Origin of the sequence: Halorhodospira halophila (genome assembly GCF_016653405.1) — a bacterium.
Lineage (GTDB): Bacteria > Pseudomonadota > Gammaproteobacteria > Nitrococcales > Halorhodospiraceae > Halorhodospira > Halorhodospira halophila_A.
Genome location: NZ_NHSN01000017.1, coordinates 176,222 through 196,755, shown reverse-complemented (window position 1 = coordinate 196,755; position 20,534 = coordinate 176,222). Strand labels below are relative to the sequence as shown.

The window sequence follows — 20,534 nt, the reverse complement described above, 5'->3', positions numbered from 1 at the left end:
GCGGCGCAGTATAGCGATCCGGTCCGGGCACTTGCACGGGCTCAACGACCGTTTTGGTAGAATTCTCCCTCCACTCCGATACAGTTGCGTGTCATGCCCGAGCAACCGAAAGCCGTCGCGCTCATCTCCGGGGGTCTCGATTCCATGCTGGCCGCCCGCGTGGTCCAGGACCAGGGTGTCCACGTGGAGGGGATCAATTTCTACACCGGCTTCTGCGTCGAGGGCCACACCCACGCCATTCGCAGCAAGGATCAGCAACGGCCCAAGCGCAACAACGCCCTGTGGGTGGCCGAGCAGCTGGGTATGCCGCTACACATCGTCGATGTCATCGAGGAGTACAAGGAGGTCCTCACCAACCCCCGCTACGGCTACGGCGCTAATCTCAATCCTTGCCTGGACTGCAAGGTGTTCATGGTGCGTAAGGCCCGCGAGTGGATCGAGGCCAACGGCTTCGATTTCATCGTCACCGGCGAGGTGATCGGCCAGCGGCCCAAGTCCCAGACCCGGGACAAGCTGCCGGTGATCACCCGGGATGCCGAGGTCGAGGACCTGCTCCTGCGTCCGCTCTCGGCGAAGCTTCTGGAGCCGACGCGGCCCGAGCGCGAGGGCTGGGTGGATCGTGAGCGCCTCCACGACCTGCATGGCCGCTCGCGCAAGCCCCAGTTCGCGCTGGCGCGCAGCCTGGGCATCGAGGCCTGGGCGCAGCCCGCCGGCGGCTGCTGTTTTCTGACCGATGCCAGCTACTCGGCCAAGCTGGCCGATCTTTGGCAGGCGCGCGGTTCCCGTGAGTACGACCTGGACGACATCATGCTACTCAAGGTGGGCCGTCATCTGCGCCCGCGCGAGCACTTCAAGCTCATCATCGCCCGTGAGGCCGGTGAGACCCGCTTTCTGCAGGGCTACAAGCGCCGCTATCCGCACCTGCGCACGATCAGCCACGGCGGTCCGGTGGCGTTGATCGACGGCACCTGGGACGAGCACGACCTGGAGCTGGCGGCACGGTTGGTGGCTCGTTACTCTTCCGGGCGGAATGCCGAACGAGTCGATCTGGAACTCGAGGATACCGAGGGCAACGTGCAATCGCTCGCCGTGCCTCCGATGGCGCCGGAGAATGTTCCCGACGCGTGGTACGTGGGAGGCGATCATGGCGACGGATAACGAGCTCGACTGCCGCCATCTGCTTTGCCCGCTGCCGGTGATCCGCACCCAGGCCCAGGTGGCACGATTGGTCGCCGGCGATGAGCTGGAGGTGGTGGTCACCGACCCTGGTGCCCTCGAGGACATCCCGGCCTGGTGCCGGGTCCACGGTCATGAGGTCATCGCCACCGAGCCCAGCGGCGATGAGCACCGGATCCGCATCCGGGTCGGTGGGGCGTGAAGCCCATGCCGGCCGTAGCACCACGCCACAGGTGCGTCGGGGCGCGAAATGCCCCACAATAAGGCGCGGCTGCGGGGTTGATGCACCCTCCGGGCGCACGCCCCGCCCCATTGTTTCCCACGCAGAGGCTGTGAGCTTATGGCGCGTACCGGAGAAGATGTCCTCAAGCTGATCGAGGACGAAGACGTCAAATTCGTCGACCTTCGCTTTACCGACACTCGCGGCAAGGAGATGCACGTGACCTTGCCCGCCTCCCAGGTCGACGAGGATCTGTTCGAGCACGGCTCCATGTTCGACGGCTCCTCGATCCAGGGCTGGAAGGGGATCCAGGAGTCGGACATGATCATGCTCCCTGATCCCGACTCCGCGACCCTCGACCCCTTCTACGATGAGCCCACCCTGAACCTGGTCTGCGACATCCTCGAGCCGAGCACCTTGCAGGGCTACGACCGCGATCCGCGCTCGGTGGCCCGGCGCGCCGAGGCGTATTTGGCCTCCACCGGTTTGGGGGACACCGCGCTGTTCGGTCCCGAGCCGGAGTTCTTTGTCTTCGACGATGTCCGCTGGGGCGCCGACATGAGCGGCACCTTCTACAAGATTGACTCGGAGGAAGCCGGTTGGAACTCCGAGCGGGTCTACAAGGATGGCAACATCGGCCACCGCCCCGGCGTGAAGGGCGGTTACTTCCCGGTCCCGCCGGTGGACTCGCTGCACGACATCCGCGCTGCCATGTGCCAGGCCATGGAAGAGATGGGCCTGGAGCCGGAGGTCCACCACCACGAGGTGGCCACCGCCGGGCAGTGCGAGATCGGTGTCGCCGCCCGCACCCTGGTCAAGAAGGCCGACGAGCTGCAGACGCTCAAGTACTGCGTGCACAACGTTGCCCACGCCTACGGCAAGACCGCCACCTTCATGCCCAAGCCCCTGGTGGGTGACAACGGCAGCGGTATGCACGTCCACCAGTCGATTTCCAAGGGCGGTAACAACATCTTCGCCGGCGACCAGTACGGCGGTCTCTCTGAGGAGGCGCTTTACTACATCGGCGGGATCATCAAGCACGCCAAGGCGATCAATGCCTTCGCCAACGCTTCGACCAACAGCTACAAACGCCTGGTGCCGGGCTTCGAGGCGCCGGTGCTGCTCGCCTACTCGGCGCGCAACCGCTCCGCTTCGGTGCGGGTGCCCTACGTGGCCAACCCCAAGGCGCGGCGTATCGAGGTACGCTTCCCGGATCCCACCGGTAACCCGTACCTGACCTTCGCCGCCATGCTGATGGCCGGTCTCGACGGCATCCGCAACAAGATCCACCCCGGCGAGGCGATGGACAAGGACCTCTACGACCTGCCGCCGGAGGAGGAGAAGGAGATCCCCAAGGTCGCCTTCCAGCTCGACGAGGCGCTGGAGGCGCTGGACAACGATCGGGAGTTCCTCAAGCAGGGCGGGGTCTTCTCCGACGACCTGATCGACGCCTACATCGACCTCAAGATGGACGACGTCACCCGTCTGCGCATGACCACCCATCCGGTGGAGTTCGACATGTACTACAGCGTCTGAGCCCTTCGGGCGGATGCTGCATCCATGGGGCGGGGCCGGATGGCTGCCGCCCTTTTTTATTGCATTGCACCAGGATGGTGCAATGGTTGCCTGATCATGGGCGCATCCGCACCGGGTCCACGCGGGACCGTCGGGGTGGCCCGGCCTTTGCACAGGGATGGACATGGACGAACAAGAGCGCGACCACTCGCAGATCCTCGAGGAACTGACGACCGCCGTGCTGTTGGTGGATGATCAGGTGCGCATCCTCCACGTTAACCACGCCGCCGAGACGTTGTTCCGGGTTAGCAGTCGGCAGGTGCTGGGCCAGCCCCTTGCCTCGGCCCTGCGCGGTGCGGAGCTGCTCGAGGGACTCATCCGCCAGACCCAGCGCACTGGCGGTGCCTACACCCAGCGCGAGCGCCGCCTGCCAGTGCGCGACGATCACCCGGTGACCGTCGACTGCACCATCACGCCGCTGTCGGCGCATCGGGTGCTCATCGAGATCGCCGAGGTTGACCGGCACGCCCGGATCACGCGCGAGCAGCACCTGCTGTCGCAGAATCGAGCCGTGCAAGAGCTCATACGTGGGCTGGCGCACGAGATCAAGAATCCGCTCGGTGGCCTGCGCGGCGCGGCGCAGCTGCTCGAGGCGGAGCTGCCCGAGCGCGATCAGCGCGAGTATACGCAGGTGATCATCCGCGAGGCCGACCGCCTGCAGCAGCTGGTTGATGCCCTGCTCGGCCCCAATGCGCCGGCGCGGGCGGAGTGGGTGAACATCCACGAGGTCCTCGAGCGCGTCCGTTCCCTGGTCATCGCCGAGGACGCCGAGAATCGCGAGGATGGTGGCCCGATTGTGCTTGAGCGCGACTACGATCCCAGCATCCCGCCGGTCAGCGCCGAGCACAACCATCTGGTCCAGGCGGTGCTCAACCTGGTGCGCAACGCCCGTCAGGCTGCCGGCCCGGGTGGCACCATCACCCTGCGCACGCGCACACAGCGCCAGTTCACCATCGCCGACAAGCCCCACCGCCTGGTGGCCCGCATCGACATCATCGACGACGGACCGGGGATTCCCCTGGATCAGCAGGAGCAGATCTTCTATCCGATGGTCACCTCGCGCCCCGAGGGCACGGGCCTGGGCCTGCCCATCGCCCAGAGCTTGATCAGTCGCCTCGGTGGTCTGATCGAGTGCGTTAGCGAGCCGGGGCGTACGGTGTTCACCATCTGGCTGCCCATGGAGACGGAAAATGACTGAGGCCGAATCGCAGGTATGGGTGGTGGACGACGACCGTTCCATCCGCTGGGTGCTGGAGAAGGCGCTGCGCCGCGCCGGCTTTGGGGTCCACACCTTCGAGAGCGGCGACGCGGCGCTGGAGGCGCTGTACCGGGAAGAGCCCGACGTGCTGATCACCGACCTGCGCATGCCCGGAATCGGCGGTCACGATCTGCTGCAGCGGGTACAGAGCACCTCGCCGCAGCTGCCGGTGATCGTGATTACCGCCTACTCGGACCTGGATGCGGCGGTCAGCTCCTACGAGGGCGGCGCCTTTGAGTATCTGCCCAAGCCGTTCGACGTGGACGAGGCGGTGGATCTGGCTGGCCGCGCTGTGGCGAGTCGGCGCAGGGGTTCGGCCGCGGAAGCCAGTACCGAGGGCTCGGCCGACATCCTCGGCGAGGCGCCGGCGATGCAGGAGGTCTTCCGGGCCATCGGCCGGCTGTCCCGCTCAAGCGTGACCGTACTGCTCACCGGTGAATCGGGCAGCGGCAAGGAGTTGGTGGCGCGTGCGCTGCACCGGCACAGTCCGCGCGCCGGCGGGCCCTTCGTGGCCCTGAACATGGCCGCGATCCCCCACGACCTGATGGAGTCGGAACTCTTCGGTCATGAGAAGGGCGCGTTCACCGGGGCGCAGCAGACCCGGCGCGGACGCTTCGAGCAGGCCGATGGCGGCACCCTGTTCCTCGACGAGATCGGCGACATGCCGGCTGACCTGCAGACCCGCCTGCTGCGGGTGCTTGCCGACGGGGAGTTCTATCGGGTGGGCGCCCACACTGCGATGAAGGTGGACGTGCGCATCATCGCGGCCACCCACCAGGATCTGGAGCAGCGCGTGGCCGAGGGGCGTTTCCGCGAGGATCTCTACCACCGCCTGAACGTAATCCGCATCCAGCTGCCGCCGCTGCGCGAGCGGCGCGAGGACATTCCTGCGCTGGCGCGGCGTTTCCTGGCGGCCGCTGCGCGCGAACTCAACGTTGATCCGAAGGCGCTGCATCCGGACGTCGAGCGCGAGCTGATGCAGCTCGATTGGCCGGGCAACGTCCGGCAGCTGGAGAATACCTGCCGCTGGCTGACGGTGATGGCCAGCGGCCAGGAGATCGTCCCTGAGGACTTGCCGGCGGACCTGCGCGGGGCGCGCAGCACTGGCGGTGGTGACGGCGGGGCGGCGGATGGCGGGGACTGGGAGACAGCGCTGGCCCGCTGGGCCGAGCAGGCCCTGGACGGTGGCGGGGATCACCTGCTCGACGAGGCCCTGCCGCGCTTCGAGCGCGCCCTGATCCGTGCCGCGCTGAGCCGCAGCGGCGGCCACCGTCAGGAAGCGGCGCGCCTGCTCGGCTGGGGGCGGAATACGCTGACGCGCAAGATCAAGGAACTCGGCATGGACTGACTCGGCGGTGGCCGCTCAGTCATCGAACTCCGCCTTGGGCGTTCGTTCCATGAGTTCGCGTACGGCCTGCTCAAGCGGGGTATCCCCGCCGACGACCCGGTAGACCATGTTGCAGATCGGCATCTCCACCCCGTGCCGTGCCGCCAGGGTGTGCAGCTCGGCGGCGGTGCGTGCGCCTTCGACGGTGCTACCCACCGAGGCCAGCGCACGATCCACGTCGGCTCCCTGCCCCAGGGCGAAGCCGAAGCGCCGGTTGCGCGACTGATCGTCGGTGCAGGTCAGCAGCAGATCCCCCATCCCGGCCAGACCGATGAGCGTCTGTGGATCGGCGCCGAGGGCGGCGCCCAGGCGCGAGATCTCGGCCAGCCCCCGGGTGACGAGCGCGGCGCGGGCGTTGGCGCCGAGCCCGAGTCCGTCGCTGACGCCGGTCGCCACGGCGAGCACGTTCTTCACCGCCCCGCCGAGCTCGACGCCGATCATGTCGGTGCTCGAGTAAGGCCGGAAGCGGTCGTTGTGGAAGGCGTGGACGACCTCGGCGGCCAGGTCCGAATCGGTGGCCGCTACGGTGATCGCGGTGGGCAGGCCGCGTCCAACCTCGGCGGCAAAGCTCGGCCCGGAGATGACCGCCATAGCGGGGGTCGGGTCGAGGACGCCCTCGACGACGCCGTGCAGGAAGCCGCCGGACTCCGATTCGAGCCCCTTGGTGGCCCAGACCACCTTGCCGGGGCGATAGGGCGCAAGGCGCTCGATCAGGCCGCGGAAGGCGCTGCTGGGGACGGCGATCAGCAGCCACTCGGTACCGGCGAGGGCCGTGTCCAGATCGGCCGTAGCAGCGAGGCTCTGCGGCAGCGGACAGTCGGGGAGATGGCGGCGGTTGACCCGCTCGGCGTTGATCGCCGCGGCGTGCTCGGCGTCGCGGGTCCAAAGCTGAACCGCGTGGCCATTGCGACCCAGCACCGAGGCCAGGGCGGTGCCCCAGGCCCCGGCGCCCAGTACCGCGATGGTCGCCACGGCGTTACGCCCTCCCCCCGTCCTGCTCGCCGGCCGGGGCGCTGTCGGCGTTGCCCTGCTCACGGCGCTGCTTCTGCTGCTGGTAGAGCGACTCGAAATTGACCGGGGCCAGAAGCAGCTGCGGGAATCCGCCCTTGACCACCAGGTCGTTGATCGCCTCTCGCGCGAAGGGGAAGAGCTGCGCGGGGCAGTAGGCACCGAGCACCCGCTCCATATCGGCCTCAGGGAAGCCCTCGAGGCGAAACACCCCGCCCTGCTTGACCTCGCAGAGGTAGGCGGTGCGCTCGTTGTTGCGCGCGGTCACGGTGACGGTCAGGACCACGTCGTAGGTGTTTTCGCCCAGTGGCTGGTGGCGGGTGCCCAGCTCCACGTCCAGCTGCGGTTTCCACTCGTCGCGGAAGGCCTCCGGGGCGCTCGGCGCCTCGAAGGAGACATCGCGCAGGTACATCTTGGCGATCTGGAAGCGCTGCCGCTGACCCGCGTCGGTGGCGCCGGTGCTGCCGTTGCCGTTGTTCTCTGCCATCGTCCCTTACCCCTTCTTGACGTTCTCCATCGGGTACCCGCTGCCCTGCCAGGCCCGCAGCCCGTGCTTGAGCCGGTAGACGCGGGAGAACCCGGCCTTGCGCAGCTTGCGTCCGACCCGTGCCGCCTGCGGCCCCTGATCATCGTAGACGATCAGCGGCGGATCACCGTCGGCCTCTTTGCGCAGCTTGTCGATCAGCTGATCGAACTCGGCCTCGGGCAGGCTAAAGGCGCCAGGCAGGTGCCCGCCGTCGAACTCCTTGCGCGGGCGCATGTCGATGAACCGGGCCGACTCACGGTTGTACATTCGCGTGGCGGTCTCGGCGTCGATCATCTTTACGCCGCTGTACCAGTGGAAGAGCTCTCCGCCGATCCACCAGCCGAGGATCAGCACGAAGGCCAGCACCAGGCCCCAATTGTTTTGTGCGAATTCGAGGAATTCCTGCATGGACGCTGCCGTGCCTCTGTCACCGGGATCAAGGCGGGGATGATACCAGCCGTCCGCGGTGCCTGCAGGTCCGGACGGCGTGATCGCGCTACCATGGGCGATCCGTGGTAAGGCAGTGGAGAAGGGCATGGCCGCAAGGCGACCGCGCACAGGTCTGGCGATGGGTGTCGTACTGATGGCGCTCGCCGGTGCGTCGTCGGCGGATTACGAAAGCGAGCGCGAGCAGCTCGAGGCCCTGCGCGACGATCTCGAGACGATCCAGGAGCAGCTTGCGGCGGATCGGGCCGCGCGCGACGAGGTCGAGGAGGAGCTGTCGCGGCTGGAGCGGGCGGTCTCGGAGGCGGCCCGCGAGTTGGAACGCCTGCGTGAGGAGCGCGCCCATGCCCGCGAGCGGGTGGCGGAGCTGCGCGAGGACTACGAGGCGGAGGCCGAGCGCCTCGGCCGCCACCGCGAGACCCTCGCCGGGCAGATCGTTGCTGCCTATGTCAGTGGTGGCGACGATCCCCTGCGCCTGCTGCTCAACCAGCAGGACCCGGCCGCAGTCCAGCGTCTGCTGGTCTACCACGACTACTTCAACGAGGCGCGGGCCGGGCACATCGAGGCGGCCATGGCGGAACTGCAGAGTCTGGCGGCCCTGCGCGAGGAGCTCCGCACCGAACTGACCGAGCTTGAACGCCTGGAGCAGGCGACGCGCGAGGAGCGCCAGGCCCTGGCCGAGCAACGCGCCGAGCGCGATGCCCGGCGCGAGCAGCTGGAGGCGCGCATCGCCGAGCGGGGGGCCGAGGCGGAGTCCCTGGAGGCCGAGGTGGCCGAGCAGGAGGCGCTCCTTGAGGATCTGCGCCAACGCCTTGCCGACGTGCCGGAAGAGGCTGCCGAGGTGGAGGCCTTCAGCGAGGCGCAGGGGCGGCTGCCGTGGCCGGTGGAGGGCGAGGTGGCCGAGGCGTTCGGCGAGGCCCGGGCTGGTGGTCTGCAGCGCACCGGCGTCGTGATCGCCGCCGATACGGGCGATGAGGTCCACGCCGTGGCGCCGGGCCGGGTGGTCTTCAGTGATTGGTTGCGTGGCCACGGGCTGCTGGCCATTATTGATCACGGCGATGGCTATCTGACGCTCTACGGCCATACAGAATCGCTCTATGTGGACGTCGGCGAGTGGGTCGAGGCCGGTGACCTGGTCGCCACCGTGGGCAACAGCGGCAGCCGTCGGGATCCGGGGCTCTACTTCGAGATCCGCGAGGGGGCCGAGCCGCGCAATCCGCTGAGCTGGCTACGCTGAGTCCGCCGGCCCGATGAAGGAGCTGCAATGCAATCCTGGAGCCTGACCCTGGCCGCTGCCCTGCTCGCGCTGTGTATCGGCGGTGCCGCCGCCGCGCCGCCGGCGGAGGTCGATGACGACCTGCCCATGGCCGAGCTGGAGCTGCTTACCGAGGTCTACAGCCGGATCAAGCGCGACTACGTCGACGAAGTGGAGGATGCGGATCTATTCCGCGCCGCCATCCGCGGCATGCTCTCCGAGCTCGATGCCCACTCGAGCTACCTCGACGAGCGCGAACTCGAGCAGCTTCGCGAGGGTACCCGTGGGGAGTTTGGTGGTGTCGGGCTGGAACTCAGCCGGCAGGATGGCGAGATCCGCGTGGTCGCCCCCATCGACGACACGCCGGCAACTCGGGCCGGCCTGCAGGCTGGTGACGTGCTGCTGCGCATCGACGGTGAGCCCGTGCGTGGCAACAGCCTCAACGATGTGGTGCAGCGTCTGCGCGGTGAGCCGGGCACCGCGGTGGAGGTGACCATCCGGCGCACGGACGAAGAGGGCCGGACCCGCACCTTCGAGCTTGAGCGCGACACCATCCAGGTGGAGAGCGTGCGCGCCCGGATGCTCGAGCCGGGCTACGGCTACGTGCGCATCAGTCAGTTCCAGGAGCGCACCGCCAGTGACCTCTATCCCGCCCTCGACCGCCTGCTCGATGAGGCCGGCGGCGGTCTCCACGGCCTCATCCTCGATCTGCGCAACAATCCCGGCGGGGTGCTCGATCCGGCGGTGGCCGTGGCCGATGCCTTTCTCACCGAGGGGCGGATTGTCTACACCGAAGGGCGCATGCCCCAGGCGCGCATGAGCTTCGAGGCCACGCCGGTGGACCGGGCCCGCGGTGCCCCGATGGTGGTGCTGATCAATCGCGGGTCGGCCTCGGGCTCGGAGATTGTCGCCGGCGCGCTGCAGGATCATCGACGCGCCGTGGTCATGGGTCGGGCGAGCTTTGGCAAGGGCTCGGTACAGAGCGTTATGCCGCTCGGCGGGGCCGCTATGAAACTGACCACGGCCCGCTACTACACCCCGCAGGGCCGCTCGATCCAGGACGAAGGGATCCAGCCGGATATCGTGGTCGAGGAGCTGCGTCTGGCCGAGGCCGCGGAGCGGGAGGCCGAGGTCGTTCCGGATACCCCGGCGGATGCCGATGACGCCGAGCAGGCGGCGGAGCTGGCCCAGGATGACTATGTCCTGAGCGAGGCGCTGAACCTGCTCAAGGGGCTGCGCGTGTTCGAGGGGCGTTGAGCATGGCGAAGGGTTATCGAGGGTTCTTCGCGGCCGGCGTCCTGGCGGTCTGGGGTGCGCCGCTCGCCGCGCATGGGCCGGCGGGCACAGACTGGATGTCGTTCCCCGAACCGCGGGCGGAGACGCCGGCCGGCCAGCCGGCGGCGCTGATCATCGACGACGTCGGCGACGACCGGGCCGCGGGGCGGCGCGCCATTGACCTGGATGCGGGGGTGACGCTCTCGGTGTTGCCGCACACCCCCCACGGCCGATACCTGGCCGAGCGCGCCCATGAGCGCGGTCGCGAGGTGATGCTGCACCTTCCCATGGAGGCAAAGAACGGGGCCGATCCTGGCCCCGGTGCGTTGTTCCTCGATATGGACGAGGTGCAGGTGCGCGAGACTGTGGCCCGTGCCTTGGAGGCGGTTCCCCACGCCGCCGGCGTCAACAACCACATGGGCAGCCTCATCACGCGCCACCCCGGGCACATGACGTGGTTGATGGAGGAACTGGCGGCGCGCGACGATCTGTACTTCATCGACAGTCGTACCTCGGCGCGCTCGGTGGCTCAGCGGATGGCCGATGAGCAGGGCGTGGATAACGCCGTGCGCCACGTCTTCTTGGACCCGCAGCGCGATGCCGATGTGATCGCCGAGCAGTTCGAGCGTTTCGTGGCCCTGGCGCAACAGGGTCAGGGGGTGATCGCCATCGGCCATCCCTACCCCGAGACCCTGGATCTGCTGGAGGAGGAATTGCCCGGACTGCGCGAGCGGGGTGTGACTCTCGTCCCCGCCGGCGAGCTGGTTGATGAACCGGCCACCGATCCAATCAAGGGAGATCGACGATGAGTGTACGAGTTCTGGTTCCGCTGGCCGAAGGCTGTGAGGAGCTGGAGGCAGTCACGGTGATCGACCTGCTGCGCCGGGCCGGAGCCGAAGTGGTGGTCGCCGGCCTGGAATCGGGAACGGTGCGCGCCAGTCGCGGCGTGCAATTGGTCCCGGATACCGACCTGGACCGCGTTGCCGAGGAGAGCTTCGACCTGATCGTGCTGCCCGGCGGACTGGGCGGCGCCGAGCGGCTGGAGAGTGACGCCCGCATCGTCCGCATGCTGCAGGCGCAGAATGAGAGCGACGGCTGGATCGCGGCGATCTGCGCTGCCCCGCGCGTGCTTGCCGAGGCAGGCGTCCTGCAGGGGCGCCGGGCCACTGCCTTCCCGACCCAGCTCGAGCGCCACGGCATTGAGCCGGAGGATAGCGCGGTGGTCATCGACGACAACCTGATCACCTCGCGCGGGCCGGGGACGGCGATGGACTTCGCCTTGCGCCTGATCGAGGTTGTCTACGGTGACGAGAAGGCGGCCGAGGTTGAGGGTACCCTGCAGCGTCCGCTCTCACACCAGCGCTACTGAGTTGCTCGGCCGTGGCGGCTCAACGCCGCCACGGCAGGGCCAGAACCAAAGCCATCAGCCCCAGTCCGCCCAGGCCCCAGGTGGCCGGGGGCACATCGGCCCAGGCCTCGGGCGTCCCCTCGCCGGTGTGGCTGAGCACGGCGGCGATGATCAGCGCAGCCCCGGCGATGGCGGCGTAGACCCGTCGGTTGCCCCGGTCGACCTCCCGACGCAGCTGTTCCATCTCCTGGCAGTGGCGGTGGAGTTCCGCGCGCATGCTGGCCAGGTCGTCCAGCCCGCGGTCGATTCGGTTGGGCAGCTCCGGTAGCTTGTCCCCCCACTCCGGCAGCTGTTTGCGGATGTTGCGCAGCGCTGCCGCCGGGCCCAGCTCCTCGCGCATCCAGCGCTCCAGGAATGGTTTGGCCGTGGTCCACAGGTCCAGATCGGGGTAGAGGTTGCGGCCCAGCCCCTCGATGTTGAGCAGGGTCTTCTGCAGCAGCACCAGCTGCGGCTGCACCTCCATGTTGAAGCGCCGGCCGGTCTGGAACAGCCGCAGCAGCAGCTGGGCGAAGGAGATCTCGTGCAGCGGGCGGGCGAAGGCCGGTTCGCAGACGGTACGGATGGCGGCCTCGAACTCCTCGACCCGGGTACCTGCCGGGACCCATCCCGACTCGACGTGCAATTCGGCCACCCGCCGGTAGTCCCGGTTGAAGAAGGCCATGAAATTACCGGCCAGGTAGTGGTGGTCCGTCGGTGCCAGCGAACCCATGATGCCGAAGTCGATCGCGATGTAACGCGGCTCGGTGGGCCGCGTGGGGTCGACGAAGATGTTGCCCGGGTGCATGTCCGCGTGGAAGAAGCTGTCGCGGAAGACCTGGGTAAAGAAGATCTCGGTGCCGCGCTCGGCGAGCTTCTTGAGGTCGATGCCGTGGGCCTTGAGGGCCTCGATGTCGCTGATCGGCAACCCGTGCACCCGCTCCATGACCATTACGTTGCGCCCGGTGTAGCGCCAGTAGACGGCTGGCACGTAGAGCAGCTCCGAGTTCTCGAAGTTGCGCCGCAGCTGCGAGGCGTTGGCCGCCTCGCGCATGAGGTCGAGCTCGTCGTAGAGGTTCTTCTCGAACTCGCGGATGACGTCCACCGGGTGCAGACGTCGTGCGTCGGGTACGTAGCGCTCGGCCAGGGCGGCGGCGGTATGTAGCAGGTCCAGGTCGCGGCGGATGACCGCCGGGATGCCCGGGCGTACCACCTTGACCACCACCTCGCTGCCGTCGTGCAGCTGCGCGCCGTGGACCTGGGCGATAGAGGCCGAGGCGATGGGGGTGTCCTCGAAGTGGGCGAAGACGTCCTGGATGGGGCAACCGTAGGTCCGCTCGACGATGCGCCGGGCATCCTCATGGGGGAACGGCGGTACGCGATCCTGTAGCCGCGCCAGCTCACGGGCAACGTCGGCCGGGAGCAAGTCCTGGCGCGTCGACAGGATCTGCCCGAGCTTGACGAAGATCGGTCCCAGCTCCTCCAGGGCACGCCGGACGCGCACCCCGCGGGGGACCTTGCGCCGTACCCAGCGCCAGGGCATGAAGATGACCAGAAAGCGCAGCGGGCGGAAGATGGGGGCCGCCAACACGACGTCGTCGACGCCGTTGCGGAGCATCACCAGCTGGATCCGGGTCAGGCGCAACAGGCGACGCGGTCCGATCATCAGCGCCCTCGTTCCAGCCGCTGGATGCGTACGGCGAGGCGGTCGGTGTCAGCGCGCAGGCGGTCCACGTCTTCCAGGAAGGCGCGGGCGCGCTCGGGCTCCGGCACTAGGCCGGACTCCTCGGCCAGCCACTCGCCGAGGTCGGTGGCGCTCTGCTGCGCGCTGTCGTTGAGCCAGCGGCCTGCGTTGCGCAGGGTGTCGGCGCTCCACTGTGCCAATGGGTCGCCGAGCAGGCGCGCCAGCGGTTCCTCCCAGTCCGGGCGCAGGCCGCTGAACAGGTTGCGCAGGTGCTCGACCACCGCCACCTCACCGCGGATGCGCAGTCGTCCCACGGCGTCGCTGCCCTGACTCAGTAGCGCCGTCAGTGCCTCGCGGCTGGCGATGATCTCGGCGTCGGTCTCCTCGTCGGCGTCGGCCCCGCTGCCGCAGAGCACGACACCCGATTCGCGGAAGCGCACCACCAAGTGCGGGAATCCCTCCACGCTCAGACGCACCCGCCGGCCGAGCAGCGGGGCGAGCAGCTCGGCGGCGTCGGGATCCAGGTGGATCCAGCGGTTGATCAGGGCGTCGAGCATGGCATCGGCGTCTTCAGTAGACCCAGCCGGTGTGGATGGCAGCCACACCGGCGGTGAGCAGGGTGTAGTCGCAGTCCTCGAAGCCGGCCTCCTCCATCATGCCCTTGAGCACCGGGGCCTCGGGGTGCATGCGGATCGACTCGGCCAGGTAGCGGTAGCTCTCCGCATCGTTGACCACCAGCTTGCCCATCATCGGCATGATGCGGAAGGAGTAGAGGTCGTAGAGTGGTCGCAGTGCCGAGACGTACACGTGGGAGAACTCGAGGATCACAGCCCGTCCACCGGGGCGTAGCACGCGGCGCATCTCGGCCAGGGCGTTTTCCTTGCGGGTGACGTTGCGCAGACCGAAACCGATGGTCACCCGATCGAAGGAGGCGTCGGGAAAGGGCAGTTCCTCGGCGTCGGCAAGGACGCAAGCAGCCTGTTCGCCGACGCCCTCGTCGATCATGCGGTCCCGCCCCCGGGCGAGCATGGAGAGGTTGATGTCGCTCATCACCACCCGGCCTTCGGGGCCAACGCGGGGCAGCGCCAGGCTGGCCAGATCGCCGGTGCCCGAAGCGATGTCCAGAACCTCGTGGCCCGGGCGCAGCACGGTCTGGCCGATGGTCTGGCGTTTCCAGATGCGGTGCAGGCCACCGGACATCAGGTCGTTCATGAAGTCGTAGCGGTCCGCCACCGAATCGAAAACCGAGCCGACCCGCTTGGCCTTCTCCTCCAGCGGGACCTCGCGGTAGCCGAAGTGGGTGGTCTTGTCGTCGCTCACGCTGTCCTCCCCCTACCCGCCCCTGCGGGTTGTCTCGGATGGGCCGGTCACAGGATGTACCGACTCAGGTCCTCGTCCTCGGCCAGGCCGGCCAGGTGCTCTTCCACATAGGCCGCATCGACGGTGCGGGTCTGGCCGCTGTGGTCCGCCGCCTCGTAGGAGAGCTGCTCGAGCAGGCGTTCCATCACGGTGTGCAGGCGCCGGGCGCCGATGTTCTCGGTTCGCTCGTTGACCTGACGGGCGATCTCGGCGATGCGGCGCACGCCGTCGTCGGTGAATTCCAGGGTCAATCCCTCGGCGGCCATCAGGGCCCGGTACTGCGCCACCAGCGAGCTGCTCGGCTCGGTGAGGATGCGCACGAACTCTTCGGTGCCCAGGGCCTCCAGTTCAACGCGGATGGGCAGGCGCCCCTGGAGCTCCGGGATCAGATCCGAGGGCTTGGCAACGTGGAAGGCGCCGGAGGCGATGAACAGGATATGGTCGGTACGCACCATGCCGTGCTTGGTGGAGACCGTGGCGCCCTCGACCAGCGGCAGCAGGTCGCGCTGGACGCCCTCGCGGGAGACGTCCCCGCCGCCGCTCTGCTCGGCACGCTTGGTGACCTTGTCGACCTCATCGAGGAAGACGATGCCCTGCTCCTCGACCCGCTTGACGGCCTCGGCCTTGACCTCTTCCTCGTTGACCAGTTTGGCGGCTTCCTCGTCCCGCAGCACCCGTTTGGCCTCGGCGACGGTTAGCTTGCGCCGCTGGGTCCGCTCCTGGCCCATGTTGCGGAACAGCCCCTGGAGCTGGTTGGACATCTCCTCCATCCCCGGCGGAGCCATGATGTCCACGCCGGGCCCGCTGGCCTGGACCTCGACCTCGATCTCGCGGTCGTCGAGTTCGCCGTTGCGCAGCTTCTGCCGGAACTTCTCCCGGGTGCGGTTCTCTACGTCCTCGGGTCCGCCGCCGCTGGGCCCGGGCAGCAGGGTGTCGAGCAGGCGGTCCTCAACGGCCCGATCGGCCTTGTGGCGCATCTCGGCCATGGCCTCTTCGCGAACCAGCTTCAGGGCCAGGTCGGTGAGGTCGCGGATGATCGACTCGACGTCGCGGCCGACGTAGCCGACCTCGGTGAACTTGGTCGCCTCGATCTTGATGAACGGCGCCCGCGCCAACCGTGCCAGCCGGCGGGCGATCTCGGTCTTGCCGACGCCAGTGGGGCCGATCATGAGGATGTTCTTGGGGGTGATCTCGCTGCGCAGCGGCTCGTCGACCTGCATGCGCCGCCAGCGATTGCGCAGGGCGATGGCCACGGCGCGCTTCGCCTCGCCCTGGCCGACGATGTGCTTGTCCAGCTCCTGGACGATCTCGCGCGGGGTCATCGTGGCTTCCGACATGTCGTTACGACTCCTCACGGGTCTCGGGCAGCGTCTCCACGGTGATGTGGCGGTTGGTATAGACGCAGATATCGCCGGCGATCTCCAGCGCCCGCTGGGTTATCTGGGCCGCGGGCAATTCGGTGGACTCGAGCAGGGCCCGGCCGGCGGCCTGGGCGTAGGGACCGCCGGAGCCGACGGCCATCAGGTCGTGCTCCGGCTCGATGACGTCGCCGGTACCGGAGAGCGTCAGTAGGGATTCGGTGTTGGCGACCACGAGCAGGGCCTCCAGGCGGCGCAGGACGCGGTCCGAGCGCCACTCCTTGGCCAGCTCGACGGCGGAGCGGGCCAGTTGCCCGTGGTGCTTCTCAAGCTGCGCCTCGAAGCGCTCGAACAGTGTGAATGCGTCCGCCGTGGCGCCGGCAAAACCGGCCAGAACCCGGCCGTGGTAGAGCCGGCGGACCTTGCGCGCGTTGCCCTTGAGCACCGTGTGCCCGAGGGTGACCTGTCCGTCGCCGCCGAGGGCGACCTGCCCCTCGCGGCGGACGGCGAGGATGGTGGTGCCGTGCAGTGTTTCCAAGATCGGCCTCCTGAGTGTTCGCGCCGCTCATTGTACCCGAGAGCATCGCCCGCGGGTCGACGCTGCCGTGGCACCGAGCCCGCGGTTCACTCCGGATCCGGGTCCCGGCGCCGCCGGGCTCGGGGGTGGGCGCGGTCGTAGACCTGGGCCAGGTGCTGGAAGTCGAGGTGCGTGTAGATCTGGGTGGTGGAGATGTCGGCGTGCCCGAGCAGCTCCTGGACGGCGCGCAGGTCGCCGCTGGACTCGAGCATGTGTGTGGCGAAGGAGTGGCGGAGCATGTGCGGGTGGACCCGCCGTTGGACCCCGCGCAGTCGGGCCAGGCGCTGGAGCCGGCGCTGCACGGTGCGCGGACCCAGCCGCGCACCGTGGCGGCCGACGAACACGGCGGTCTCCTCGGCGTCCGCCCAAGCCGGTCGGTGGCGGAGCCAGGCGTCGAGGGCTCGCAGGGCTTGGCGTCCGACCGGCACCACCCGGTCCTTGGCGCCCTTGCCGCGCAGCACGCGGACCAGCCCGTCGCGCCGGTCGATGTCCATCACGTTCAGCCCGACCACCTCGGAGAGGCGCAGCCCGCTGGAGTAGATGAGCTCGTAGAGCGCGGCGTCGCGGGCCTGGAGCGGGTGCTCGAAGTCGGCGCCGTCGAGCAGTCCGGCCGCCTCGTCCGGGTCGAGGGTGCCGGGCAGGCGCCGCGGGGTCTGTGGCGGACGCACCTCGGCGGCCGGGTCCGCGGCGGCCGCCCCTTCCCGGATCAGGAAGCGATAGAAGCTGCGCAGCGCGGCCAGCTGCCGGCCTAGGGTGCGGCCGGCCAGGCCGCGACGGCGGCCGCGGGCGACCCAGGCACGGACCACGTCGTGATTCACGGCGGACCAGCTGGAGAGGTCCTGCTCGGCGCAATAGGCGGCGAAGGCCTCCAGATCCTGGCGGTAGCGCTGCCGTGTCGGTTCAGCCAGGCGGCGCTCCGTGGCCAGGTGGCGGTCGAACCGCTCCAGCCAGCTAAGGTCCAAGGCTACCCCCGGTGCAGGAGCCGGTCGAATACGCGCGCCGCGGTGGTACCGAGCCGGCGCAGGAAGACCGTGCCCTGGCCCGGGTGGTAGCGCTGGGGATCGCTGCTGCCGATGCCGAGCACGCCCACGGCACGCTCGTCGATCATCGGTACCAGTGCGGCACTGGCCACGGTTGTCTCGGTGTCCGGAAAGATGGTCCGGGCCTGGGCGTCGGTGGGTGCCCCGCAGCTGGGGCGGCCGCGCTCGAGCAGGGGCCTGAAGCAGGTCAGCGTCGGGTCGCCGTCGCCGAGCAACTCGGGGAGGGGCTCGCGCGCCGCGGCACTGCCCTGCTCCGGGGCGATGAGCAGCAGACCGACGGCATCGGCCTGGAAACCCTCGCGCAGTCCGGCACGCAGGGCCTCGACCGCCGCCTGCAGGTCGTCGGCGGCGAACAGGTCCAGGGTCAGCTCGTGGAGCCGTTCGGCGGTTCCCTCGTTCTGCCGGGCCACCCGGACCATGTCGTCGAGACGCCGGCGCAGCCCCGCACTCTCCTCGCGCAGGACCCGGACCTGGTGTTCGATCAGCGAGGTGGCATCGCCGCAGTCGTGGCGGAGTTCGAGCCGCGCGAGAACTTCGGGGTGGCGGTGCAGCAGGTCGGGGTGTTCGACCAGGTAGGCGGCCACCTCGGCCTCGTCGAGCAGCGGGGCCTCTTCACGCTTCGCGCTCTCTGTCACACCGTTCGTCCTGCTTGCTTAGCGGGTCGGTCCCCGGGGCGTCACCGCGGCGGAGGCGGGTAGCTCGATCTCGCCGCGGAAAACGGTGCGTGCCGGGCCGGTCATCCACACCGAGCGCCCGGGACCGCGCCAGTGTATCACGAGCACTCCGCCGGTCAGCTCCACGGTCACCGTGGTGTCGAGCCAGTCGCGCAGGCGGCCGGCGACCACGGCGGCACACGCCCCGGTGCCGCAGGCCGGCGTCTCGCCGACGCCGCGCTCGAAGACACGCAGACGGATCCGATCGCGGCTGCAGACCTCCATGAAGCCGACGTTGACCCGCCGCGGGAAGCGCGCGTGCCGCTCGATCTCGGCCCCAAGCTCGGCCACGGCGGCGGTGTCGACGTCGTCGACGCGGAGGACGGCGTGCGGGTTGCCCAACGAGACCGCACCGATGGTCCGCTCACCGCTGCTAGTGGCCAGCCGGTACGCCTCCTGCCTCACCGGCGCCTGGAACGGGATCCGTGCGGGCTCGAGTTCCGGTGGACCCATGTCGACGCTCACCTGGCCGTCGTCGCGGGGCTCCGCCTCGGTGATCCGGCCGTCCGTCTCGATCCGCAGCACCCCCGGCGCGGCCAGCCCCTCGTCGATTAGGAAGCGGGCCAGACAGCGGACGCCATTGCCGCAATGCTCGACCTCGCCGCCGTCGGCGTTGAAGATCCGGTAGCGGACGTCGGCGGCGACGTGCGCCGGCGGCTCGGCGACCAGCAGCTGGTCACAGCCGACGCCGAGCCGGCGGTCGGCCAGGCTGCGGATGGTCTCGGTGGTCAGCTCCAGGCGCTGGCGGACGCCGTCGAGGACGACGAAGTCGTTGCCCAGCGCCTCCATCTTGGTAAAGCGCACGGCTTCAGTCCTCCGGTAGAGACGCTTCCCCGGTCATCAGCTCGTCGAGGGTCTCACGGCGGCGGATCAGGTGGCTCCGGGGACCGTCGACGAGTACCTCCGGCGGCCGAGGCCGGGCGTTATACGCTGAAGCCATGACGGCGCCGTAGGCGCCGGCGCTGCGGATGGCCAGCAGACCGCCGGCGGCGGCCGGCAGCGGGCAATCGCGGGCGAAGGTATCTGCGGACTCGCACACCGGTCCGACCACATCCACCGGGCGGCAGTGCGCGCTCGTCGGGGCGATGGACTCGACGGTGTGGGCGGCGTCGTAGAGCGCCGGGCGCAGGTAGTCGTTCATGCCGGCGTCGACGATGGCGAACTCCCTGCCTCCGTTTTGTTTGAGATACTCGATGCGCGTGACCAGGACGCCGGCCTCGGCGACGATGGCCCGGCCCGGCTCGACCAGAACCGCCACCCCGAGATCCCGCAGCGGCGCCGTGACGGCCTCGATGTGCTCCGCCGGGCTCGGTGGCCGCTCATCGACGTAGTGCACCCCGAGCCCCCCGCCGGCGTCGACGTGGTCCAGGACGATCCCCTGCTCCTGCAGACGGCGCGCCAGTGCCGCCAGCCGCTCGGCGGCCTCGGTCAGGGGAGCCACCGAGAGCAGTTGCGAGCCGATGTGGCAGGCGATGCCGCGTACCTGCAGGCGTGGGTCGTCGGCCGCCTGCCGATAGAGGGCTTCGGCCTCGTCGAGGGCGATCCCGAACTTGCTCTGTGCCAGTCCGGTGGCGATGTAGGGGTGGGTCTCGGGGTTGACGTCGGGGTTGACCCGCAGGGCCACCGGCGCCGGGGCGCCCTCGGCCTCCGCGACGCCGGCGATGCGTTCGAGCTCGGCGGCGGACTCCACGTTGAAGCAGCGGATGCCGGCGCGCAGCGCGCGGCGGATCTCGTCGGTGCCCTTGCCAACGCCGGAGAAGACCACCCGCGCGGCTTCCCCGCCGGCGCGCAGGACCCGTTCCAGTTCGCCGCCCGAGACGATGTCGAAGCCGGCGCCGTGGCGGGCGAGCAGATTGAGCAGGCCGAGGTTGCCGTTGGCCTTGACTGCGTAGCAGATATCGGCATCGCTGCCGAGGGCGGTGCGGTAGCGATTCCAGCGCGCCTCGATAGCGGCGCGGGAGTAGACGTAACAGGGGGTGCCGTAACGCTCGGCCACCTCGTCGAGGGGCAGTGATTCCACCCACAGGCGGTCATCGTGTCGGGTGAAGCCGGGGTGCGTCATGACGGGTCCTCTTCGCCGCTTTCGTCGGGGAGGTAGAGATCGGCCTTCTGGCCGCAGCCACCGGCGAGGATCAGCAGGGCGAGCAGCACCAGCGCCGCCGTCCGGGATCGCGTAGGCATGAGCCTCTCCACGGATGGGTGATAAACCGCTCATTATAGCGGCTAGCGGGGCCCATCGTGAGGGCGGCGGGTGCCGGCCGTTCCGCGGTTTCCGTCCCCGGACCCCCTCGTTAT

Annotated in this window: 22 protein-coding genes; 9 read left to right on the top strand and 13 right to left on the bottom strand. The window is 69.0% G+C overall.

Going from position 1 to position 20,534, the window contains the following annotated elements:
- Window positions 1–93 precede the first annotated feature (93 nt).
- The 5 genes from CCR79_RS06890 to glnG all read left to right on the top strand — a co-directional run bounded on the left by CCR79_RS06890 (window position 94) and on the right by glnG (window position 5,577).
- Window positions 94–1,158 carry a tRNA (5-methylaminomethyl-2-thiouridylate)-methyltransferase gene (locus CCR79_RS06890; protein WP_201170195.1) on the top strand — a complete coding sequence of 355 codons (1,065 nt, stop codon included), beginning with the start codon at window positions 94–96 and terminating at the stop codon, window positions 1,156–1,158.
- Window positions 1,145–1,378 (top strand): sulfurtransferase TusA family protein, encoded by a 234-nt coding sequence (locus tag CCR79_RS06885; protein WP_201170193.1) that lies wholly within the window; start codon window positions 1,145–1,147, stop codon window positions 1,376–1,378. Before CCR79_RS06890 ends, CCR79_RS06885 begins: the two co-directional genes overlap by 14 nt.
- 138 nt (window positions 1,379–1,516) lie before the next feature.
- Entirely contained in the window at window positions 1,517–2,932 is a 1,416-nt protein-coding gene (gene glnA, locus CCR79_RS06880; protein WP_201170191.1) for a glutamate--ammonia ligase, read from the top strand.
- Window positions 2,933–3,095: 163 nt separating this feature from the next.
- Window positions 3,096–4,169: a nitrogen regulation protein NR(II) gene (gene glnL, locus CCR79_RS06875; RefSeq protein WP_201170189.1), complete on the top strand. Its 1,074-nt coding sequence runs from the start codon at window positions 3,096–3,098 to the stop codon at window positions 4,167–4,169.
- Entirely contained in the window at window positions 4,162–5,577 is a 1,416-nt protein-coding gene (gene glnG / locus CCR79_RS06870; protein WP_201170186.1) for a nitrogen regulation protein NR(I), read from the top strand. Before glnL ends, glnG begins: the two co-directional genes overlap by 8 nt.
- Window positions 5,578–5,592: 15 nt before the next feature.
- Here glnG and CCR79_RS06865 read toward each other — a convergent pair whose 3' ends face one another.
- Genes CCR79_RS06865 through CCR79_RS06855 form a run of 3 tightly spaced genes read right to left on the bottom strand, consistent with a single transcriptional unit; the run spans window position 5,593 to window position 7,558 of the window.
- Window positions 5,593–6,588 carry an NAD(P)H-dependent glycerol-3-phosphate dehydrogenase gene (locus tag CCR79_RS06865; RefSeq protein ID WP_201170184.1) on the bottom strand — a complete coding sequence of 332 codons (996 nt, stop codon included), beginning with the start codon at window positions 6,586–6,588 and terminating at the stop codon, window positions 5,593–5,595.
- 4 nt (window positions 6,589–6,592) lie between these two features.
- Entirely contained in the window at window positions 6,593–7,111 is a 519-nt protein-coding gene (secB, locus tag CCR79_RS06860; RefSeq protein ID WP_201170181.1) for a protein-export chaperone SecB, read from the bottom strand.
- Between the two features lie 6 nt (window positions 7,112–7,117).
- A complete protein-coding gene (locus tag CCR79_RS06855) occupies window positions 7,118–7,558 on the bottom strand; it encodes a rhodanese-like domain-containing protein (protein ID WP_201170178.1) in 441 nt (146 codons plus the stop codon).
- 127 nt (window positions 7,559–7,685) lie between these two features.
- Between CCR79_RS06855 and CCR79_RS06850 the strand changes: the two genes are divergently transcribed.
- From CCR79_RS06850 to CCR79_RS06835, 4 genes are read left to right on the top strand one after another with little or no spacing between them, the layout of a single operon-like run.
- Window positions 7,686–8,831: a murein hydrolase activator EnvC family protein gene (locus CCR79_RS06850; RefSeq protein WP_201170175.1), complete on the top strand. Its 1,146-nt coding sequence runs from the start codon at window positions 7,686–7,688 to the stop codon at window positions 8,829–8,831.
- Between the two features lie 27 nt (window positions 8,832–8,858).
- Window positions 8,859–10,106 (top strand): S41 family peptidase, encoded by a 1,248-nt coding sequence (locus tag CCR79_RS06845; protein ID WP_201170172.1) that lies wholly within the window; start codon window positions 8,859–8,861, stop codon window positions 10,104–10,106.
- Between the two features lie 2 nt (window positions 10,107–10,108).
- Complete coding sequence (locus tag CCR79_RS06840) at window positions 10,109–10,933, top strand: divergent polysaccharide deacetylase family protein (protein WP_201170170.1); 825 nt, start codon at window positions 10,109–10,111, stop codon at window positions 10,931–10,933.
- On the top strand, window positions 10,930–11,493 hold the full coding sequence (locus CCR79_RS06835) for a DJ-1 family glyoxalase III (protein ID WP_201170168.1): 564 nt from the start codon (window positions 10,930–10,932) through the stop codon (window positions 11,491–11,493). Before CCR79_RS06840 ends, CCR79_RS06835 begins: the two co-directional genes overlap by 4 nt.
- A 19-nt stretch (window positions 11,494–11,512) precedes the next feature.
- Here the strand turns inward: CCR79_RS06835 and ubiB are convergent, their stop codons facing one another.
- The 10 genes from ubiB to lptM all read right to left on the bottom strand — a co-directional run bounded on the left by ubiB (window position 11,513) and on the right by lptM (window position 20,420).
- Window positions 11,513–13,174 carry a ubiquinone biosynthesis regulatory protein kinase UbiB gene (gene ubiB, locus CCR79_RS06830; RefSeq protein ID WP_201170166.1) on the bottom strand — a complete coding sequence of 554 codons (1,662 nt, stop codon included), beginning with the start codon at window positions 13,172–13,174 and terminating at the stop codon, window positions 11,513–11,515.
- The gene (locus CCR79_RS06825; RefSeq protein WP_201170165.1) at window positions 13,174–13,749 is read right to left on the bottom strand and encodes a ubiquinone biosynthesis accessory factor UbiJ; all 576 of its coding nucleotides are present in this window, start codon (window positions 13,747–13,749) and stop codon (window positions 13,174–13,176) included. The genes ubiB and CCR79_RS06825 overlap by 1 nt, the downstream gene beginning before the upstream one ends.
- A gap of 13 nt (window positions 13,750–13,762) precedes the next feature.
- Entirely contained in the window at window positions 13,763–14,512 is a 750-nt protein-coding gene (locus tag CCR79_RS06820; RefSeq protein ID WP_201170163.1) for a ubiquinone/menaquinone biosynthesis methyltransferase, read from the bottom strand.
- A 47-nt stretch (window positions 14,513–14,559) separates the two neighbouring features.
- Window positions 14,560–15,888 carry an ATP-dependent protease ATPase subunit HslU gene (gene hslU, locus CCR79_RS06815; RefSeq protein ID WP_201170160.1) on the bottom strand — a complete coding sequence of 443 codons (1,329 nt, stop codon included), beginning with the start codon at window positions 15,886–15,888 and terminating at the stop codon, window positions 14,560–14,562.
- Window positions 15,889–15,892: 4 nt separating this feature from the next.
- Window positions 15,893–16,447 (bottom strand): ATP-dependent protease subunit HslV, encoded by a 555-nt coding sequence (hslV, locus tag CCR79_RS06810; protein WP_201170157.1) that lies wholly within the window; start codon window positions 16,445–16,447, stop codon window positions 15,893–15,895.
- 86 nt (window positions 16,448–16,533) lie between these two features.
- Window positions 16,534–17,448, bottom strand: coding sequence for a tyrosine recombinase XerC (gene xerC / locus CCR79_RS06805; protein ID WP_201170154.1), 915 nt, complete (start codon window positions 17,446–17,448; stop codon window positions 16,534–16,536).
- A 2-nt stretch (window positions 17,449–17,450) separates the two neighbouring features.
- Entirely contained in the window at window positions 17,451–18,161 is a 711-nt protein-coding gene (locus CCR79_RS06800) for a DUF484 family protein (protein WP_201170151.1), read from the bottom strand.
- A gap of 18 nt (window positions 18,162–18,179) precedes the next feature.
- A complete protein-coding gene (dapF, locus tag CCR79_RS06795) occupies window positions 18,180–19,028 on the bottom strand; it encodes a diaminopimelate epimerase (RefSeq protein WP_207189768.1) in 849 nt (282 codons plus the stop codon).
- 19 nt (window positions 19,029–19,047) lie between these two features.
- Window positions 19,048–20,301 carry a diaminopimelate decarboxylase gene (gene lysA / locus CCR79_RS06790; RefSeq protein ID WP_201170145.1) on the bottom strand — a complete coding sequence of 418 codons (1,254 nt, stop codon included), beginning with the start codon at window positions 20,299–20,301 and terminating at the stop codon, window positions 19,048–19,050.
- A complete protein-coding gene (gene lptM, locus CCR79_RS06785) occupies window positions 20,298–20,420 on the bottom strand; it encodes an LPS translocon maturation chaperone LptM (protein ID WP_201170142.1) in 123 nt (40 codons plus the stop codon). The genes lysA and lptM overlap by 4 nt, the downstream gene beginning before the upstream one ends.
- Window positions 20,421–20,534: the final 114 nt, after the last annotated feature.

Excerpts from the sequence above, each read along its gene's own strand:
- glnA (WP_201170191.1), top strand. The coding sequence starts at position 1,517 with ATGGCGCGTACCGGAGAAGATGTCCTCAAGCTGATCGAGGACGAAGAC.
- lptM (WP_201170142.1), bottom strand. The coding sequence starts at position 20,420 with ATGCCTACGCGATCCCGGACGGCGGCGCTGGTGCTGCTCGCCCTGCTG.
- CCR79_RS06885 (WP_201170193.1), top strand. The coding sequence starts at position 1,145 with ATGGCGACGGATAACGAGCTCGACTGCCGCCATCTGCTTTGCCCGCTG.
- secB (WP_201170181.1), bottom strand. The coding sequence starts at position 7,111 with ATGGCAGAGAACAACGGCAACGGCAGCACCGGCGCCACCGACGCGGGT.
- glnG (WP_201170186.1), top strand. The coding sequence starts at position 4,162 with ATGACTGAGGCCGAATCGCAGGTATGGGTGGTGGACGACGACCGTTCC.
- CCR79_RS06835 (WP_201170168.1), top strand. The coding sequence starts at position 10,930 with ATGAGTGTACGAGTTCTGGTTCCGCTGGCCGAAGGCTGTGAGGAGCTG.
- ubiB (WP_201170166.1), bottom strand. The coding sequence starts at position 13,174 with ATGATCGGACCGCGTCGCCTGTTGCGCCTGACCCGGATCCAGCTGGTG.
- CCR79_RS06855 (WP_201170178.1), bottom strand. The coding sequence starts at position 7,558 with ATGCAGGAATTCCTCGAATTCGCACAAAACAATTGGGGCCTGGTGCTG.
- dapF (WP_207189768.1), bottom strand. The coding sequence starts at position 19,028 with ATGGAGGCGCTGGGCAACGACTTCGTCGTCCTCGACGGCGTCCGCCAG.
- CCR79_RS06840 (WP_201170170.1), top strand. The coding sequence starts at position 10,109 with ATGGCGAAGGGTTATCGAGGGTTCTTCGCGGCCGGCGTCCTGGCGGTC.
- CCR79_RS06845 (WP_201170172.1), top strand. The coding sequence starts at position 8,859 with ATGCAATCCTGGAGCCTGACCCTGGCCGCTGCCCTGCTCGCGCTGTGT.
- CCR79_RS06890 (WP_201170195.1), top strand. The coding sequence starts at position 94 with ATGCCCGAGCAACCGAAAGCCGTCGCGCTCATCTCCGGGGGTCTCGAT.
- CCR79_RS06850 (WP_201170175.1), top strand. The coding sequence starts at position 7,686 with ATGGCCGCAAGGCGACCGCGCACAGGTCTGGCGATGGGTGTCGTACTG.
- lysA (WP_201170145.1), bottom strand. The coding sequence starts at position 20,301 with ATGACGCACCCCGGCTTCACCCGACACGATGACCGCCTGTGGGTGGAA.
- glnL (WP_201170189.1), top strand. The coding sequence starts at position 3,096 with ATGGACGAACAAGAGCGCGACCACTCGCAGATCCTCGAGGAACTGACG.
- CCR79_RS06825 (WP_201170165.1), bottom strand. The coding sequence starts at position 13,749 with ATGCTCGACGCCCTGATCAACCGCTGGATCCACCTGGATCCCGACGCC.
- hslU (WP_201170160.1), bottom strand. The coding sequence starts at position 15,888 with ATGTCGGAAGCCACGATGACCCCGCGCGAGATCGTCCAGGAGCTGGAC.